The organism is Sulfitobacter sp. HI0027, from assembly GCF_001634775.1.
Lineage (GTDB): Bacteria > Pseudomonadota > Alphaproteobacteria > Rhodobacterales > Rhodobacteraceae > Sulfitobacter.
The window spans coordinates 1-18,941 of sequence record NZ_LWER01000148.1 but is presented as its reverse complement, the minus strand read 5'-3'; the positions used below and the strand labels follow the sequence as shown (position 1 = coordinate 18,941).

16 protein-coding genes are annotated in these 18,941 nt (G+C 54.5%); 7 read left to right on the top strand and 9 right to left on the bottom strand.

The features are described from left to right. From A3722_RS08970 to A3722_RS08950, 5 genes are all read right to left on the bottom strand, one after another. A partial coding sequence (locus A3722_RS08970) for a helix-turn-helix domain-containing protein (protein WP_150120462.1) occupies positions 1-413 on the bottom strand: 413 nt, incomplete at its 3' end. Between the two features lie 514 nt (positions 414-927). Beyond that, the gene (locus tag A3722_RS08965; RefSeq protein ID WP_067625469.1) at positions 928-2,709 is read right to left on the bottom strand and encodes a TniQ family protein; all 1,782 of its coding nucleotides are present in this window, start codon (positions 2,707-2,709) and stop codon (positions 928-930) included. Further along, positions 2,706-3,692 (bottom strand): TniB family NTP-binding protein, encoded by a 987-nt coding sequence (locus A3722_RS08960; RefSeq protein WP_067625467.1) that lies wholly within the window; start codon positions 3,690-3,692, stop codon positions 2,706-2,708. Before A3722_RS08960 ends, A3722_RS08965 begins: the two co-directional genes overlap by 4 nt. Next, on the bottom strand, positions 3,689-5,629 hold the full coding sequence (locus A3722_RS08955) for a Mu transposase C-terminal domain-containing protein (protein WP_067625464.1): 1,941 nt from the start codon (positions 5,627-5,629) through the stop codon (positions 3,689-3,691). The genes A3722_RS08960 and A3722_RS08955 overlap by 4 nt, the downstream gene beginning before the upstream one ends. Continuing rightward, positions 5,626-6,336, bottom strand: a complete 711-nt coding sequence (locus A3722_RS08950) for a hypothetical protein (RefSeq protein ID WP_067625463.1) — start codon at positions 6,334-6,336, stop codon at positions 5,626-5,628. Before A3722_RS08950 ends, A3722_RS08955 begins: the two co-directional genes overlap by 4 nt. A 157-nt stretch (positions 6,337-6,493) precedes the next feature. On the opposite strand from A3722_RS08950, the gene A3722_RS08945 reads away from it, so the two are divergent. Further along, positions 6,494-7,354: a hypothetical protein gene (locus A3722_RS08945; RefSeq protein WP_067625459.1), complete on the top strand. Its 861-nt coding sequence runs from the start codon at positions 6,494-6,496 to the stop codon at positions 7,352-7,354. Between the two features lie 121 nt (positions 7,355-7,475). Then, positions 7,476-7,649: a hypothetical protein gene (locus A3722_RS24280; RefSeq protein ID WP_161487387.1), complete on the top strand. Its 174-nt coding sequence runs from the start codon at positions 7,476-7,478 to the stop codon at positions 7,647-7,649. A 464-nt stretch (positions 7,650-8,113) separates the two neighbouring features. Here the strand turns inward: A3722_RS24280 and A3722_RS08935 are convergent, their stop codons facing one another. Together A3722_RS08935 and A3722_RS08930 are read right to left on the bottom strand one after the other, a co-directional pair. Next, entirely contained in the window at positions 8,114-9,424 is a 1,311-nt protein-coding gene (locus A3722_RS08935) for an NAD(P)/FAD-dependent oxidoreductase (protein ID WP_067625453.1), read from the bottom strand. 20 nt (positions 9,425-9,444) lie between these two features. After that, entirely contained in the window at positions 9,445-10,032 is a 588-nt protein-coding gene (locus tag A3722_RS08930) for a helix-turn-helix domain-containing protein (RefSeq protein ID WP_067625450.1), read from the bottom strand. A 234-nt stretch (positions 10,033-10,266) separates the two neighbouring features. Between A3722_RS08930 and A3722_RS08925 the strand changes: the two genes are divergently transcribed. The 5 genes from A3722_RS08925 (at position 10,267) to A3722_RS08905 (ending at position 16,447) form a co-directional block, all read left to right on the top strand. Further along, positions 10,267-11,898, top strand: a complete 1,632-nt coding sequence (locus tag A3722_RS08925) for an ABC transporter ATP-binding protein (protein WP_067625446.1) — start codon at positions 10,267-10,269, stop codon at positions 11,896-11,898. A 27-nt stretch (positions 11,899-11,925) separates the two neighbouring features. Then, the gene (locus tag A3722_RS08920) at positions 11,926-13,575 is read left to right on the top strand and encodes a peptide ABC transporter substrate-binding protein (protein WP_067625444.1); all 1,650 of its coding nucleotides are present in this window, start codon (positions 11,926-11,928) and stop codon (positions 13,573-13,575) included. Positions 13,576-13,641: 66 nt separating this feature from the next. Then, positions 13,642-14,592 (top strand): ABC transporter permease, encoded by a 951-nt coding sequence (locus A3722_RS08915; RefSeq protein ID WP_067625440.1) that lies wholly within the window; start codon positions 13,642-13,644, stop codon positions 14,590-14,592. A 31-nt stretch (positions 14,593-14,623) separates the two neighbouring features. Next, positions 14,624-15,502 carry an ABC transporter permease gene (locus A3722_RS08910; RefSeq protein ID WP_067625437.1) on the top strand — a complete coding sequence of 293 codons (879 nt, stop codon included), beginning with the start codon at positions 14,624-14,626 and terminating at the stop codon, positions 15,500-15,502. 15 nt (positions 15,503-15,517) lie between these two features. Continuing rightward, positions 15,518-16,447 (top strand): 2-hydroxyacid dehydrogenase, encoded by a 930-nt coding sequence (locus tag A3722_RS08905; protein WP_067625434.1) that lies wholly within the window; start codon positions 15,518-15,520, stop codon positions 16,445-16,447. Positions 16,448-16,697: 250 nt separating this feature from the next. Here the strand turns inward: A3722_RS08905 and A3722_RS08900 are convergent, their stop codons facing one another. Further along, complete coding sequence (locus A3722_RS08900) at positions 16,698-18,260, bottom strand: LA2681 family HEPN domain-containing protein (protein ID WP_067625432.1); 1,563 nt, start codon at positions 18,258-18,260, stop codon at positions 16,698-16,700. 350 nt (positions 18,261-18,610) lie between these two features. Further along, positions 18,611-18,941, bottom strand: a 331-nt coding sequence (locus A3722_RS08890; RefSeq protein ID WP_150120461.1) for a transposase, incomplete at its 5' end; no start/stop codon positions are given.

Sequence of the window (18,941 nt, the reverse complement as noted above, 5' to 3'; positions counted from 1 at the left end):
TCGCTCCAATCGAATTGGAAGGCTTCGCCGGGCGCGAACACCAAAGGCACGTAGGTGCCGCGCCCCGTCGTCTGTTCCGCTCGATGCCGATCTTCACGCCATGCCCGGGCGAAAGCTGCTACGCGTTCATAGGAGCCATCATATCCCAGCTTCACCAGATCAGCATGCATTTGCTTCACTGTCCGCCGCTCTTTGCGTGACTTCCGCGTCTGGATTAAAAGCCAGGCTGACAGCCGATCCGAATAGGGATCCAGCTTGCTTGGACGCTTGGGCGTCTTGAACTGCGGTTCCACCGCACCTTCACGCAGATACTTCTTTATCGTGTTCCGAGACAAACCCGTCCGCCGGGCAATCTCCCTGATTGGCATCTTGTCACGCAATGCCCAGCGTCGAATGACACTCAAAAATCCCATGTCGATCACTCCAAATCCCCCCAACCAAAACCGTCGGGGAAGTGTGTTCACATGGGTCAATTCTCAGTGACAATTTATGGGGCTACCGGGTCAGTTCTCAGTGACAATCAACACCCCAAGGTCTCCAACGAACCTCACTGCGGGGCCGCACAGGTAACGCAATGAAATTATTAAATTTTCAATAGAAAAAGTCTTCTCGCGGCGCGAAAAAATATGCGCACCGCGAAAAAATATGCGCTCACCTACACCCCTGTAGGACACCGCGTAATCGTGCGCACTGTATCTCTAATTATTAGATAAATTCGTCGGTTCAGGCCCAATAGTTTGCGTTCCATTCGCCCAAAGAATTGCGCGTTTTGCCCACAATATTGCGCGTCAAATATGACGCTCAGGGTCGGCTACCGACTAACATTTTATACTTTGACTTCGAACGGTAGTCCAGCGATCAGAAACGTTGAAAGCCGCCAAGGGATCCCTTGGCGGCTTATATATCGTGCTTGAGCAGGAGTGTTGGTCAGGTTGGTGAAAGCGCAATCATGCGTGCGATGTCACCGGTCCGGATCAGATGTCCGCGGGATGAAGTTCCTGCTGGCTGAGACCCGAGCGATGAGACCCCGCGATCTGCGAAGGAAGCGAGGAGCTTTCGTGAGGTTGTTTTGCCTTCCCTTGCCAAGTCCGAGACCACCTGGAATTTACGACGGAACTGCGCGAGCGCGCCCTCAGAAATTTGCCAGACGACTAACGATCCCCGTTTCCCTCGAGTCGCCTGAAGCAAACCTTGCTCGCACCATCCGGTGACGCATTCTGATTTCCAACCTGAGAATGCCGCAACCTCTCCGGCAGTCCATGCGCGAGCACCTCCATGTTTTTGCAAAACACGGTCGATCTCCGCTGCGCTGAAGAGAGCGTCGCCAAGGCTATCATCTTCACCGAATTTCGCGGCTCGAAGCTCTTGGTCAGCGATCAGGCGATAGATCTTTAGAATCGCGGATCGGTCTGTCGTTCTGCGCAGACTGATCTTCCGAAAGGCAACCAGCGCATCGGCTTCGACAATTTGGTTAACGGCCTCGTGTCGGATACGATCCGTCGCAGTGCGGATATATTCGAGGTCGAAATCCCCATCAATGCAAGGATGCGCCGGCATTCTGCACCCTGTCCCGAAGAACTCTGCCTCCTCCATAAGCTCGAACTGCTTTCTCGAAACACCAAGTGTGTTCCGAACCTTTTCCTTGGACGCGGCCCGGGCTCGCAGTCCACGAACCTCTTCGATATCCTGCATTCTAACGATCGTATGGAGGTGGCCCGTGCCCGATCTTCCTTGCGAGCCCAGCAGAGTTCCGCCCCGGACTGCCTCAACAATCCTCTCGCTGCGTATGCCCAAAATATCTCCACCGTGGGCTGCGCTCACCCATTCGGAGCCTTCATGGCGCCGACCAGTTTTGTATGCGTCACCACATATGGTGCTGACGACGAAGAGGCACTGAGATCGCAATGTCTCAGCCAGCAGGCCTTTCTGGTTGAGCAAGCCGCGATACCATGCACCCAAGCGAACAGCGGCGGTCATTCCTTCCGCACCCGGGGTATTCCACCTCTGCACTACATGATCGTCGAATGCTTTCGGCCAATCGAGAAGTAGCGGCTCGATAGGCGTCAGGCGCTTGCGAGCTTCTGCAAGGGTTTTGGGGTAGGTTGCCTTGCCTTCCTTACCAGTCCGTGCCCGAGCCATGTTGGCGGACAGAAACCACACGGTACGAGCAGTGTGTAGGCCCTCGTCAGGGCCAACGTCATTTCCAGCGAAGTGACCCGAGCACCCCCCTATCATCCTGGCAATTTCGATCTCGAATGCGCTGCCCGGCACAGCATTCGCCTCTCCATAGGAGGCGCCGCACAGGCAGCCTGCATACCCGTCACCGAGCAGTGTCAAAGCGTCACCGCAACCAGGACATTCATCGATAAGCTGGCATGCGTGCTCGGCACATGTCGTAACCAAAGCGTGCCGCCACTCTTTTCGCCGAGGTTGACGACCGGCAATACACTTCGGGCAAACCGGGTCGCGGTGCATTCGATGGAATGCCCAGTCGAGGGCAGCATCTTCCGGGCGCGTGCCAGGCAGGATCTGCTCCAGAGTTGCCAAATCGAGATCGAGATCCGCAGCCAAGCGTTGGGGCTCCTCGACTGTAGTGCGCCCATAAGTCTGCCCGAGCATCGTCAGGAACCCCCCTGCCTCAGGGAAGCCTTCCGCATCCGAGCGCCGCTTGATGTAGCCGAGGAGACTCTCGTCTTTGCAGGGGGTCATTCTGTCAGCGCCTCTTCGTCTGCATGTCGGAAAGCGTCGAGCTCAAGCGACGAATTCGGATTGGGCAACTGCAATCCTGCGTCCCTCATGACTTTGGCGTAAGATCGTAGGAGAACGTCATCTTGCGGAGGGTCGGGGTCGAAGATCGGTGCAAGACGAGACAGCCCCTGAAGTCTTACGCGGGCTGCCGTCCCTATATCTGATAGAGCCAATACCTTAGACCCAGCGGCCTTTCGAATAGCGATCTCGAGCAGCTCAATCACCATGCCGACGCGGCCTCCAGTAGCTGCGAAGAGGCGGCGGGTCATATCGTTCCAATCAAACTCGAGTGAAAAGTCGAGATCGTTAAGATAGTCGAAAATGGTGTAAATTACCGTGGCAAACTCGTTCCGGTCGCTGGCGTTCGTCCAACGGTAAGGGTGGAGCTCGATTGTAGCCATAGATCGGGCCGCGAACTGCTCGTTCTCATCGATAAGACGCTGGAACTTTGGTAGGCCCATCAGAATAAGAACTACACCTGACCGATCAATGATGGATTTAAAGTGATCGGCAGCGGCGCGGCGGGTAAGGTTGGCGCCGGGCTCGGCGCAGTGACTGCACTCGTCAAGCGCCACAATCCGAATGTCGCGCTGTTCAAGAAGTTTATACATCCTGTCCCGCAAAAGGGGGAGTTTTGGATTCGCTCCAACATCTCCCATGGTCCGAATGACAGATGCGTAGAGTTCTGTATCGTTCGGCTTTGGCGATACTTCACCCAAAAGAAAGTCAGGTGTTGGTATCATGTAGCCAGGTCCGGCTCTGTCCTTCGACAACCGTTTGTGAACCGCTAACAATGTATCGGATTTCCCTACGCGTGACGGGCCAAGAAACGGGATGCATATGCCATCCGATCCCGCCAGTTCAATTGCCTCAAGCATTTGATTAAGTGCTTTGTCATAGCGAGCGTGTGAAATCTCCAGGCCCTTTAGAGTATGCTCCTTCACGTCGACCCTCCTCGTGTGGAAATCCGGTTACGCCGCTTTGGGGCGAACACCGTTATTGAAGGAGGGGTGACAATGCCTTCCGCCAATGGGCCATTCGAGCCGCTGCTGCGATCAGTGATCTCAGCATCACGACGCTTGCGTTGGGCCTCATGGCGCTCTTTGCGCGCCTTGGTCGTTGCTTTGGACGGCTTGTGATGCTTGCCCGCCACGAGGGCCGCGAGGACTTCAGACGCAGCGAGGTAGTCGTCGGGATCACGCCGATTAAGGGCAATGATACGGTCCCGTTCTGCAACGGAAATTGCAGGCATGTCGGGGTCCTTGCAGGGGACATAAAGTCCTTCTCCAGATACCGGATGAGAGACAATTATCGCCCGGATGTCAGCGGGATTGATGCGAACCTCGACTACCAATTTACCTTTCGTGTCTTTCTCCAACATCTCAAGTTCCCTTGAGGAATACTGAACGTATCCCACCTCGATTCCGTATTGGTGGAGGGTTCTTTTCTCCGCGTGGTGGAAGAATATCTGAGTAAGAACATCTTTACTCGGGGGGTCTGGAACGTAGTCTTTAGTTAAAAGACGTTGCCAGCTCTCGATTGGACTTTCTCGGCGCTTCAGCGGCGATTGCACACGCCGGCGCGGGGTGACGCCGTAAACGTCGTATCGCCACACTTGAACCTTTTGGACGAACTCCTCGAAGGTCCAGCATGCCTCTGCCTTTGCCCGGTCATAGCGTTCCAAGGAGGACATCTCCCTGGTTTGTGTTGCACCTTCAAGCTTGGTCACGAAATTTTTGAGCGTCGACATAGCGCGCTCGACGAATGGCTTTTTCTCAGGATGTCCTGGAATGTTCTTTTGCAGCTCAATGGCTGTTGTTGATAGGAGCCTATTGATAATGCTGCCTGAATTTTCGGAGCCTTGGTCTGCCACTACGGTCAGCGGATGGCCCGCCACGATCACCCGGTTCCTGATACCGAAGCGATCGAAAAATGCCTCGTCATTGCCTGTCATTGCCTCGTAAAGAACTGTCGCAGTTGTCAGACCGGTGGGGTTTCCTAACGAAACCACAAGTCCGACGATGAACCCGGTCGCCGCATCGACTGCCATCGTGATCCATGGTCTGATCAGTTTACCATCGTAGATAACGAAGATATCGGCCTGTGTGGAATCAATCTCAAGGCGATCGTAGGCGTGTTCGATTTTTTGAAAGCGGCCAGCTTGAAGAAGGGCTTTTCGAGCTGCTTTCTTGCCCAGTCTCGATTTCAGAACATCGGAATGCGGAACGTAATTTTTAAGTATAGATTCTACAGCTTTCCAGCCGTGATTGCCCGCTTCAACATCCGGCAGTTCAGAGCATTTTGCTAAATATCGCACCCGCGATGTTCTCACCAAGTCGGTCATCGTCATACGGTCGGAGGAAAGATAGGCCTCTTCCAGGAGCTCGAGGACGATCTCCTTGAATAAGTCATCGTAGCGAGCCACTTTGTTCCCGGACTGGAAGCGGTTGTCGATCAGGCCAAGACTTCCTTTCGACACGAAATTCTTGCGCCAGTTTTGAACCGCCCTTACCGAAGGAAGAGCCGATGCGCGTGGAGAGAATCGCGGATCGCTCTGCAGGTAATTTTCTATCGCGTCCATTATATCCGGCCACTTCAGGCCCTGGTTTTGATACTTCTGGACCAGTTCGAGTATACACCTACGGAAAGCCGCTTCCGAAGTTTCATGGATGCTCATTATCCTGTCACAGAATATCGGATCTTGTCCCTCTGACACATTTCCTTTTGTGATCTGCCGATGAAATTCTTCAAGGGTGATCTCTGTCTGCGTCCCGTTCAAATCGAGGATGACAGCCGGCTTTCCTTGGACACGCCCTATCACTCGGTACAGTGTCTCGCCGTCCCGCAGATAGCGGCCGTCATATGCCTGCAATTGGTTCATAGCGGTAGGACCTGAAGATGCGATACATCACCGTCGGCGCGAACGAGCTTGGTTCGATCGCCGAGAGCTGTGAGGGAGAGGTCGGTTGCGATAAGTCCTTCGAAGAGAGCCGCACAGATTTCCGAACCTGTCACGCCGAAGGACCGCCGCGCCTCGCCGAATGAAAGGCTTTGCGGGAACTGAGTGTCGATCCAAGCATGTCTCTCTGGCGTTAAGTGTCGGGTCTGAAGTGTTCGAAGAATTCGCAGATTGTGGTGGTGAGCCCGAGTGAACGTGGTCTCAGGTACCAGAATGAGCCGATGACCCAGTTCTCCCATTGCTCTGGCTACGCGCGAAAACTCGGGGTTGCTGCGGAGCCAGAGGCTATGTTTCCCTTCGACGTAGACGTATTGCCCGTTCACAAGCTGGAATATGAAGTCAGGCGTGTAGGTCCAAGGCTTGTAGCGCGTCCCGAGTACCGCTTCTTTCAGATCACTCTTCTTCGAGAAGGTTTCGCCTGTGTTGAGATCAAAGGTGATGGGTTGAGCGGCGAGCCGACGAACCCTGGGGTCTACTTCAGCTGCCACGACTATGATGGATTCACCGTTGCATTCAGTGTCGACAATACCGGCTGCCTTTCGGCAGGCCTGACGGTTCACCTTCTTTTGCAGACCGCGGGTGTAGATCGTGCGAGCAGGCTCGTTATGAATGTGGTCATCATACTGCATTTTTAGTCCTTTTTAACGAGGAGCGTTGTCTCATGCGAGAATAATGGGTCGACTTAGTAGCGTTGGGAAATTGATCGGGCGATTTTAGGTCACCTATCAATCGTCCCGACTATCTATAACTATTACACTTATAATAATCATAAGGGAAGAGGGTTAGTTGAAGGCCTTGAAAAGTAAAAAGAAAAAACCTTCCTCGGTAGGCGGCAGCCACTGGCTGACCATAGGAGGATCTGCGCTGAGCGCGGCGCGTATTCATGGTGATTCGCGGAGTTTATATGCAGCCGATGCGTTGGAGGAATTCGCTGCCAAACATGGAAAAAGCGTCCATACGATCAGAAAGATAATAGATGCGACAGCTTGGGTGGAAGACTTTTACCCAGAATTGCTTGCCTCCCCACCTAAAAGGTTCCCGCTGACGCAGGCGTTACAGATGCGCGCCATCTATCGACTCGACCCCGAACGAGCAAAAAATATGGCAGCTGCGGTTTTTGACGGGAAGTTGACTGGTCGAGAGCTCACCGAGATTTTGGACGAGGTGAGGGAGGGCCGGTATCGGCCTGCAAGCGAAGCAGTGGCCAGCTCATACAAGAAGGCGGCGGTCAGTCCCCATCAGCAGAAGGTCCCTCGGACGCCAGATCTGGAATCCCGTGTTCAGACGCTACTGAGCCCACTGCTCAATGAGCGGGGGCTCTTACCAAAAATGGAGGTTAGAAGCGGGTCCGAAATCCGGCCGAAATGCGATTTTGTTATCTCAGATAGCGGCACCCCGAAGATTGCAGTTGAAGTCAAGGCTTTCCCCTCTCAACCCTCGATGAAGCGCTTGCTCGAACTGCTTGGCTCATTTCTTCTCTGGCAATCAAAGGGGCTTAGCGTGTGGCTATTTGTACCTCGTGAGGCCTCTGCGGGCATCAGTGAACTGCAGGGTATGATTTCAGATGGTGGTCTTGATCCCATAGAGGTCTTTCTGGTGGAGCAAGAAGGCGTGACCCAACATAAGGCATCGGGTCAAGTACTGTAGCGCTGTTACAGTCATCAGTCAGTTGTGAGGGCTTCAGCCATCAACTGGATCGTTGGTAGCATCGAACAGTTTGTGCTATGATGATCCTCATACACGCATACGGATATGGTAGAGAAACAAGATGCTCGAATCCATTACAAGCGAAGAACTAACCAGCTTTGGTCTGATTGGGACCAGCGTACTGGTCATTGTCGGAAGCCTGCTTGCAATCATACCCAAACGCAAAAAGAGACCGGATATCGATGTGGACGCGGCAGTGCGCAATGCGCCCTACCACCTGCTTGATAAGCTTTGACAGGGTCATCAGCGAGCAATTTCAGACGGCGGCTTCGAATAACTCTTCACCCCGAGCTAAGCATTTGGCCTGCCAATAGTGGGGGGGCTTGAAGTCGCGGCCCCGAGATACCCCAGCCTGCAGATTTTCGCGCAGTGTTGAGCCGTACTTGAAGTGGACTGCAGGAGTTTTCGGTCAGTAAGGCGCCATCTGACCGAGCAAAGTTTCGAACGTCTCAGGGGGCAGTAGCTTAAGGTCAAATGTGATCTTCTGCGCACCTCCGAGGGCTAACAGATTTTGCGTGATCGCACCGGCACCATCCTCGCCAACATTTCCGCCTTGAACGTCTTCGAGACCACCGACAACAAGCTGCTGCTGAGAACCCAGGCCTTGCCACGAGGCGAGATCACGAGGCACTTCGCTAATAGATCAGGGCGGCCCCTTATAGCTGGCGTAGGAGCAGATGCCCTATCGAGCTCCTAATCCTATCGCCCCGCCCGGCGCATCTTAATCCGGTCATCCATGCGGTATTTCATCATGAAGAAAGGCATAAACCACGGCTTGCCATTGTAGAAAGGAATGGCCGCTGGCGGTTGGAAATCAAAAGCAGAAGGGGCTTCGTTAGTGTTCCCCAGAATCTTCTGTGCTGCCTTGCGTCCGATCCAAGGCGCCCAGACAACCCCGGAACCGCAAAATCCAGTCGCATAGATCAAGCCTTTGCTCTCGAAAATCCGGGGGATCATGTCACGGTGCATAGCGACCTTTCCATACCAAGTATGCGAGATGCCAAAAGGCTCAAGTTCGGGGAAGAGGTCAAGCAGGTTGCGGCGTAGATAGGCAACCGGCTTGGTGGGATCCTCAAGGTTGGACCCGTCTCGTCCACCAAACAGGATACGCGTACCATCCGGGGAGGGACGAAAGTAAAAGCCGAGCGTGCGCGTGTCGTTCAACATCATGCGACGCGGCATGAGTTTGTTCATCAATTCAGGCGGCAAAGGTTCCGTAGCAATGATCCGACTGCGCACCGGTACGATGCGACGGCGCAACCAAGGCACGGCTCCATCCGTGTAGCCATTCGTACAGACAAGAACCTGCCGCGCAGAGACCTGACCTCGGGCGGTGCGCACAAGAAAGCCCGTAGTATTCTGTTTGATGCTCTCAACAGCTATGTCTGAATGCACAACGACGCCTGCAGCCTGAGTCACTCGCAGCAGTTCGGCAATGAACTTCGCGGGGTGAAGGCCGCCAATATCCATGCGCACACTACCGCCCCGAAAGAAGTCCGTGCCGATATACTTGTGCTGCTCAGATTGCGGGACAGCGTAAGATTCGACCCCTAACTTTCGCTCCAAATACTCGGCATTGCGCGCCATCCGCTCATAGTCATCAGCGCCGAGCGCGCCGCCGAACCGACCGACCTGAGCAAAGTCGCAATCAAGCCCCTCAGCGGTGATCATTTCGTACAGATGCTGCCGTGCGTCTCTTCCCTCGAGTGTGATGGCATCAGCGCGCTCTTGGCCAAATTTTCTCACTAAGGTCGCGTGATCGAGCCTGATGTTGCCGCTGGTAATGCCCCCATTGCGGGAGGAGGCGCCTTCGCCAGGGTGTTGCTTGTCATATATAGCTACCGATCGCCCGGCGCGGGCCAGTGTCAATCCGGCCGTCAGCCCTGCATACCCCGCGCCAATGATCGCGACATCGACACGCTTATCCAGCGGTACCTCTGGCAACGATGAGACAGGCGCGGCATCCCACCAATATGGCATGCAATTTAACTTGGTGCTTTCGGCGGACATCTTGGGGGCTCCTGCGGAGGTTATAAGTGACGATCAAATTGCACAGCGCCGATCACCCAAAGAATGCGGACCGGCGCGTCGCTATCGTTCCTGAATCCATGTTCCAGCGAACTGTCAAAAACAAAACTATCGCCTTCCTGCAGTACGGCGCTTTGGCCGTTGACGAAGAGCGTCAGTTCTCCTTCGAGAACCAGCCCTCCTTTCTCTGCGGGGTAGCTCAGAGCGGTATTGCCTGAGGTGGCCTCCGGCGCGATCGTCAGGATCATCATCTGCAAATGATGATTTCCTCCTGAGGTGAGCAATTCCTTTTTTAGCGAACCGAGATCAATATGCGGCCGATTTGCAGCGCGACGGAGGAAGGCAGGCTCTTCATCCAATCCATCAGCGCTGTCGCTGAACATTTCTTGCATCGGCATGTTAAGCGCGCGCCGCAATGCTGTGAGAACGCGCATTGACGGATTTGCAATGTCGCGTTCAATCTGGCTGATCATACCTACTGACACACCCGATTCCCGAGCCAGTTCTTGAAGGGACATGCCCTTTTCATGCCGCTGACGACGGAATGTTGCCCCAATAGGGGGCTCAGGACTGGGTTTTGATGTGGTCATGAGCAACCCTTGCAGAGATTAGCGGACACTGGATCAAGTGCCACCTGATGCCTTCAATAATGAAAAGCATAACGGATCATTGCAAGCTTATAAGTGAAAGAAGTGAAAAAATAGGCGTGACTAAACGTATTTTTCATTATAGCCGTTGTTGTAATTTCATTACTGAAAAAACGTCAGGGGCGGGCCGCAGTGATAACACAAGGCAAATTCTCCAAAAATAGGGCCGACTCAGCGATGTCAGATCCCGTGCTGTCGGTTCGCAATCTTACGGTTGATTTGCCCAAAGGGATGGAGCGCCAACATGCTGTACAGGATATTTCATTTGACCTTCCTCGCGGCGAAATCCTCTGCGTCATTGGCGAATCTGGGTCAGGCAAATCGGTAACCGCCAACGCGCTGATGGGACTGCTGCCGCCTTTGATGCATGTCAGTTCCGGCGAGATCCTTTTTCAGGGTCAGAACCTCCTGAAGCTTGAAGAGCCTGCTTTGCGCAAGCTCCGGGGCCGGGTCGTTTCAATGATCTTCCAAGACCCGCTGTCGGCTCTCAACCCGCTGATGACCGTCGGCGATCAAATCGTTGAAGTTATGGCGGCACACGGGGAAGGGACAACTGAGACGCGAGAAGAGCGTGCGCTCGAATTGCTGACCGAGGTTGGTTTGCCCGATCCGACACTGATGTTGCATCAATACCCGTTCCGTCTTTCTGGCGGACAGCGCCAGCGTGTGATGATAGCAATGGCTCTCGCCCTTGAGCCTGACATATTGATTGCCGATGAGCCCACCACTGCCTTGGATGTCACGACACAGGCGCAAATTCTCGAACTGATACAGAAAATTCAGCGCAAAAAAGGCATGAGCGTACTGTTCATTACCCATGACTTCGGTGTTGTGGCCGAGATTGCCGACCGGGTGATCGTCATGGAAAAGGGCCACATGGTGGAGCAGGGGGTTGCCGATACGGTGTTTGCTGCGCCCAAGCACGCCTACACCAAGCGCCTCATTGCCGCCGTACCACGTCTCAGGGAGACAGACCGCCCAAGTGCATCTGACAATAGAGATGAAACCGGTGAGCCTGTGCTGACAGTCGAAAAGCTTAATATGGTGTACCGGAGCGGGAGCGGCTGGTTTAGCCGCGTTCGCGAAGTCAAAGCCGTGCAGGATGCAAGTTTCACCCTGCGCCGGGGCCGGACGCTTGGGGTTGTGGGCGAGAGCGGCTCAGGCAAAACATCACTGGGTCGCTTGCTGATCAAGTTACTGGACAGCGACAGCGGCCGAATTCTTTACAAGGGACAAGACATCGCTTCTATGAAGGAAAGCGAATTCCGCACTCTGCGGCCAAAGATCCAGATGATCTTTCAGGATCCCTTTGCCTCTCTAAACCCGCGCTCCACCATTGGCCATATTGTAACAGTAGGTCCGATCGCTCAGGGCATGAAAAAAGCTGATGCCAGGGCTAAAGCGCTTACAATTCTTGAGAAAGTGGGCTTGGACGCCGGAGCGTTTGGGCGGTACCCGCATGAGTTCTCGGGCGGGCAGCGCCAGCGCGTCGGTATCGCGCGCGCGTTGATGTTTGATCCTGATGTGCTTGTGGCAGACGAAGCGGTTTCTGCACTCGATGTCTCGATCCAAGCACAGATCCTGAAACTGCTGGACAAGATTCAACGTGAGACCCAAGTGGCCATGTTCTTTATCACCCATGACCTGCGCGTCGCCAGCCAAATCTGCGACGATCTTCTGGTGATGCAGAAAGGCCGGATTGTTGAAGCCGGACCGCCGTCTCAAATCTTTTACGCCCCGCAAGACCCGTACACGCGCGAACTGGTCGCGGCCATTCCCGGCAACGACCACATTTTGCAGCAAGCGTGAAGTGAAATTAAAAGGAGGAGGAAAACAATGACCAAGAATATGAACCGCAGACAGGCGCTCGCGATGCTGGGCCTTACAGGTGCAGCAGGGGCACTCGCGCCGAATCTATTCGTCAACCCGGCTTTGGCTGCGCGTCCTGAAGCACCTACCGGTCAGATTGTGGTTGGTGTCAGTCAGGAACCAACTGTCTTCAATCCGCTCATGCCGCGGATCGAAGTCGATGATGGCGTCCAGCTCTCTGTGTTTGACGGTCTGGTTCGGATCAGCCCCGAGGGTGAATTTATTCCAGCTTTGGCGGCCGAGGTTCCTTCGATCGAAAACGGTGGCTTATCTGAAGACGGACTAAACTGGCACTTCAGGCTGCGCGACGACGTGAAATGGCATGACGGTGAGCCCTTCACCGCCGAGGATGTGAAATTTACCCTCGAATTGATCATGGATCCGAACTTCCGCAGTTGGCGGACCACAGGCCATGAGTTGGTGCGCGATATTGAGGTGGTGTCGCCGACCGAGATCAAATGGCGCATGGAGGAACCTTTCGCACCCTATATGTCGATTCTCATTGAGACCATGATGGTGCCCAAACATATCCTTGAGCCCTTGGAAGACCGAAACGAAGCGCCCTTTAACCAGGCGCCCGTCGGAACAGGGGCGTTCAAGTGGGGCAGCCGTAAAGCGGGCGATCATGTGGAGCTTGTGGCCAACCCTGATTATTTCGGGGAGGGCCCCTTCGTGGAGCGGCTGATCTTCAAATACATCCCCGATCTGACTGTGCTTTATACACAGTTCAAGAGTGGCGATATCGACATCATCAGTAACCAATACATCACGCCCGACAACTATGCCGAAGCAAAGACCCTGGCCGGGAAAGAAGTCAGTGTTGTGCCATCGCCAACCGTTGAATCGGTGTTTTTGAACAACGAAAAGCCTCAGTTTCAAGACAGTGCTGTGCGCAAGGCGATCTATGCGGCGATCGATAAGCAGACGATTATTGATGCGCTCTACTACGGCTTGCCGACACCCAGCGAGAGCTATCTGCCGCAACAGTCCTATTATTACAATCCCGACCTGCCCAAACACGAGTTCAGTTCCGAAACAGCAAACAAAATGCTGGACGACGCAGGATGGGAACGCGGAGCCGACGGGATCCGTGCAAAGGATGGCGTGCGTCTGTCCTTCAGCAACTCAACGACCTCTGGCAACCATTTGCGCGAACAGGCACAGCAGTTCATCCAGCAATCCCTTGGAGACGTCGGGATCGAGATGACGATCGAAAACAAGCCACCAGCGGTCATGTGGGGAGAATACTGGACCCAATCGCAGTTCGATTCCGTGATCGTCGGCATCGTTTTCACGACCGGCGCGGATGCAGACGTCACGGTACGTTTTGCCTCCGATGCCATCCCTGCCCAAGGCGGGCGCGGGTCGAACACTGGCCAGTATCAAAACCCAGAGGTCGACAAGCTTCTCGAAGAAGCCGGGCGTATTTTTGATCAGGGAAAACGCAAGGAAATCTATGGTCAGGTCCAAGAGATCATCCGTGAAGACCTACCTTTGCTGCCGCTCTTTCAGTATGCGACCGTGCGCGGTCACAAAGAAGGGCTGAAAGGGATCGAAGCCAACATCAATACGCGCATCGATACTTGGAACGCCGCCCAATACTACTGGGACCAGTAATCGTCTGGCGGGGCGCTGTTTCTGGCACCCCGCCGCTTTCACCTCGCGGAAAAGGCAAACTCAAGAATGGCTGGATTTCTCGTAAAACGCCTTTGGCAGAGCATCGTACTTTTGATCATTGTCTCGATGATCGGTTTCGGGGTGCTTCACCTGACCCCAGGCGGCCCCTTGTCGCAATACGCGCTGACCCCCGGCATGACACAGGAAACGATGGACCGTATCGCAGAGCAGATGGGGCTCAATCGGCCGCTGCCGATCCAATACCTCGATTGGGCCTGGCGTCTGCTTCAAGGTGATTGGGGTACCTCCTATCGAGACCAGCAACCTGTTTTGACGGTGATCGGGCGCCACCTTTTCGCAACCTTGCTGCTAATGGTCAGCTCGACCGTGATTTCGATCGGATTGGGGACTTGGATCGGTATCCGCGGTGCGACGCACCGCTACTCCACGTTTGACTATACCGCGACCGTCGGTGCTATGATTGCTCTGTCGATCCCGACATTCTGGTTCGGCCTTGTTGGCATCTATGTTTTTTCGCTTAAGCTGGGATGGCTCCCAGCTGGTAACATGTACACGATCGGCGATGGATCTGCGCTCGACTATCTACACCACCTTATCCTGCCAAGCATCGTGCTCGCTTTGGTCAATATCGCCATCTGGAGCCGCTACATGCGCACCGCGACATTGGATGTGATCAATCAGGATTTCGTCAAGACCGCCCGGGCGAAAGGTGTCAGCGAACGCCGCGTGCTGATGAAGCATGTGGTGGGCAACGCACTCCTGCCAATGATCACCCTCGCGGGGATGCAGCTGCCCAACCTCTTAAGTGGCGCCCTGGTGACCGAAACGGTCTTTACTTGGCCCGGAATGGGGCGGCTATTTCTCGATAGCCTTGGTTATAACGACTACCCGGTCGTCATGGGCCTCCTGATGTTCTCCGCCATTCTCGTTTTGCTGGGCAATCTGATTGCTGACCTCGTCGCAGCCTCCATTGACCCGCGGATCCGCCTCGCATGAGCTTGCGACCACCTGCGAAGGAATACGTCAAATGACAGCCGTTGAAATCCATACACACAAGCATCGCTGGTGGCGCAGTCGGGGCGTGCAGCGATTCATGCAGCACCGCCTGGCGATCGTGGGCATGGTGATGCTGCTTCTTCTCACCTTGGCCTGTATCGTTGGGCCGTATCTACTGCCATATGATGAGCTCTACATTGATTTGCGGGCCCGCTTTTCACCACCGCTGAGCGGCGACCATTATTTCGGTACCGACCCCTTGGGTCGTGATATCGCCGCACGATTGTTGATGGCCGGACGCATTTCACTGCTGGTCGGTTTCTTCGCCATGGTGTTATCGACCGCGATTGGGACGGTCATTGGCGTTGTCGCAGGATATTACGGCGGCAAGGTAAACTCGGCCCTAATGCGCTTCGTTGACGCTTTCCTCGCCTTTCCCTCAATCTTCCTGTTGTTGGCCTTGGCCGCCTTCATCAATCCAAGCCCAGTCATGATCACGATCATTATTGCCGTCACCAGCTGGATGGAAATTGCGCGGATCGTCGAAGCCGAGGTGAAGTCCCTGCGTGAACGCGACTTCGTCATGGCAGGCCGAATGCTGGGGCTGCGCAATTCCCATATCATGTTCCGCGAGCTGCTACCCAACATGGTGGGCCCCATCATCGTGGCGGCGACGCTGACCGTTGCCCGCGCGATCCTACTTGAGGCCTATATCAGTTTTCTGGGATATGGCATCCAGCCACCGCTGCCCAGTTGGGGCAATATGCTGAATGGCGCACAACAATATCTCGCCACTGCCCCTTGGCTGGCCATCATCCCTGGCATCACGATTACCATCGCCGTGACCAGTTTCAACTTTATCGGTGACGGGCTGCGCGACGCTCTGGACGTGCGCAACGATCCCGCCTGACAATCGGAGGCCCTCTTGACCTTTCTTGCCAATCTGGACCGCCCTCGGGCCGAAATGCTGCGGACAAAGTTTGCAGATCTCATGCCTGAAGTCACTGTAGCGATCTCAGATGAGCCCTATGAAAAAACCAGTGTGCGCTACATGCTGACTTGGCAAGTGCCAGACGACATCCAAACCGCTTACCCCAACCTTGAGGTGATTTTTTCACTCGGCGCGGGCGCGGATCAATTTGTGATGTCCCAAGTACCGGACAGCGTTCCGGTCGTGCGCCTGGTCGATGAGGGTCTGACGTCGATGATGCAGGAATATGTAACGATGGCGGTTCTTGCCCTGCACCGCGATCTGCCGGGCTATATCGACAACCAGCGCCAGCAGAAGTGGGAACGTGTCTCAGTTCCTCCATTCACCCGTGATCGCCGCGTCGGGCTCATGGGTTTGGGCGAATTGGGAAAAGGCGTACTTCGAGCCCTCGCGCCCTTTGGGTTTGCTCTTTCCGGATGGGCGCGAAGCGCGCATCAGATCGAGGGCGTCACTACGTTCCACGGAGACGACGGTTTGCCCCGTTTTCTCGGACAAACCGATATTTTGGTTTGTTTGCTTCCTCTGACCTCATCCACCCGCAATATACTGGACAGAAACTTGTTCAATCAGTTACCTGATGGCGCGGCACTGGTACATGTCGGGCGTGGTCAGCAGTTGGATCATGAGGCTCTGACCGAAGCGCTCGACGGAGGTAAGCTCCGTGCAGCAGTCATTGATGTTACCGAGCCGGAACCTCTGCCCGAGGGGCACCCCTTCTGGCATGATCCGCGCATCATGCTCACCCCGCATATCGCCTGTATTACGCGTTTAGAAACGAGCCTGCCTGGAATCTGCGAAAACCTGAAGCGGCATCAAGCAGGTCAGCCCCTGAAAGGCGTTGTCGACAAGTTTCTCGGATATTAGACCGCATCGAGCGTATGAGCAGGCTCTTTATGTCGAAGGAAAGACCAAAGTCTCGAACGGCCCTCAACGGACATTTACCGACCAGCCAACTTGCTGCTTTTGCAGCCCGCAAAACCGACATTCATACGTTGCTCTACTCAATTTCCGAGCATAAATCTTCACTCTCTAAACGATTGAAGGTGCCAATGCCGTGTGAGTGTGCATAAGTCTTAATTAGCGCAGGCCTTTCCGTTACTTTACTCGTCGCTGCTCAATCGTACCGGCCGCGAATGTATGCATGATCCGGGACTGACATTGGGACTGTGATGCCACCATCGCGCTTTGGCCTGGTCGCTTCCGCGAACATGATCATGTCCACAAAGTAGAATATCACTGAACGAGCGAGCTTCAGCGAGTCCAGTGTCATCCGCTCAAATTCCATGATGTCCTGATGGTCCACTGCGAGCGAAGGGGATTTGCGTTCTTGCTTGCCAAAATCATGAAGCACCGTGAAGCGGTGGGTGGAGGAATTTCGATAGCTCTTGTGCGCCTCCATGATGCCGACACCTCGGCTTTTATCACTCGACATATCATGGAAGATATTGTGTAGGGCTATCAGGCCGAAATTGCCCTTGGCAAGGCATCGAGCGATTTCATCGTGAATCCGAAACGATCCGCCTTTTTCTGTGCGTCCCCAGAGCGTTGCGAAACTCACCTTATGAGCCTTGGGTATTTTCAGATAACAAGCGATGGCGACTGCAACTTTGTCCAGGATGTCGAAGGCGATGCGCTGCGCACTGGTCAGTGCCGAATAGCGCACCCCATAAAGCGCGTAATCCAATGTGTCCCCGTGGGTCGTAGTCTCAAAGTAGGGCGTGTCAGTGTCATCTTCGAGGACCTCAAAGTAGACCTGCCGGGCAAAAGCAAAATCGGCCTTCATCACGTTCAGCATGGCATAGATTTCAGGTACGCCGTCCTCATCATCCATTGTTCTCGTAATGGTCGGGATGGTCAGCACATCGAAAATCCCCGCTTCAAAGCCTTCCGCGCTGCAATGCAAAAACAACGCAAGTTGATTCTTGGAGACGAACTGAAAATAGGGCTTGTCGATCGTTCCTTGTGAACTGGAAGGAAGCGCCTTTGCCATCGCGATTTGCTGCTGTGCGAATAGAAGCGCTGCTGTACCAGAGAAAGCGGTGAGCGTGCCTAAGTTACGCTCAATGTTTCCGGCGAGGGTGCGTATCCTATCGACGATCGTCGGTATATGGCCGTAACACCGGTATCTATGCGGGTCTGACTGGAACAATTCGCCAAGCTTCTGAAGCAACGTGAGCTCTTTAAGCATTGCTACGGCGTTCTGCGGATAGACATTTTGGGCTTCTCGAAAGTGGTCTAATGCCTCAATCCAACGAGAGGTATCCTGCAAGAGCGTGCCCATATTGGTTAGCGCCTGAGAGGCCAAATCAAACGGTGCATGTGGCGATCGAGCCGCCTCCCCGAAGCGAATTCGAGCCTGAAAGTGATCCTCAAAAGACTGGCCAAAATAGGGAGAGCACGGCCCATAGACCAGCCGTGCGCGGGTTTGCAGACCATTGGCGAGATTGTAGGCGAGGCCAGGGTCGGGCTCGGCATTCTTGCGCAACTCTTCCAGTATTTCCACGCCCCTGTTAATGGCTATGGAGTTGCCTAAGTACCCGCCACAGTCGATGAGGATGGCAGCGGAGGCAAAGGCTTCTTCGGGGCTATCTCCGAGCTCGCGAATCCGTGCCAGAGCGGCGGCAGGATCTTCATCCGCGAGAGCGTGTAGCTCTTCGATGAGTGAACGTCTCTCCATCTAAACCTTGATCTCCGCGACCGGGTTTCCGACAGCGAGCGCGTTCATGTATTTCATTCTGAATCGTCCTGAATAGATTCGGGCAAAAAATCGGATGTGAATAGGTTGCCTTGGCTTGCGATCTGACTGCTCAGGATCGAAAACTCCTGTGTTTTTCTCGAAGCTAATAATCTCCGCAAGCTTGTGCAGCAAGAATGTGGAGGGATCTGGCTACCCAAGTCCGCTTTTGCTTACATGGCGTCCAGGTTCGCAAGAGTAGCGAACGCCCGTTCTCCGCCGATTCTGTGGAAAAACAGCGTGTTGCTTTCGCAGAAAGCTGCGCTTTGAAGAGCGCGCGAGCGCCTTTCCTATCAGGCTTTGCGCGTTTGCTGCGGTGCAGGAAAAATCTTAGCCAGTTTGCGGAGGTTTTGGGCGGTGGCGGCGAGGAGGAATTCGTCATTTGCACCGCATGGGCCGCGTAATCGCAGTCGTCCCAGCCCGAGAATGCGTTTGAGGTGGGCAAAGAGCATTTCGACCTTTTTCCTGAGCTTCATCGCAATCTGATATTCTTCAGTTTTGGCCAAATCTCTGGCAACCTGACGCGCGTCTTCGTGCTCCTCGCGGGTGATCTTGCGCGCCTCAGCGTTGGGGCAGCATTTTTGCTTGGACGGGCAGACCTGGCAGACTTCTTTCAAGGCGCGA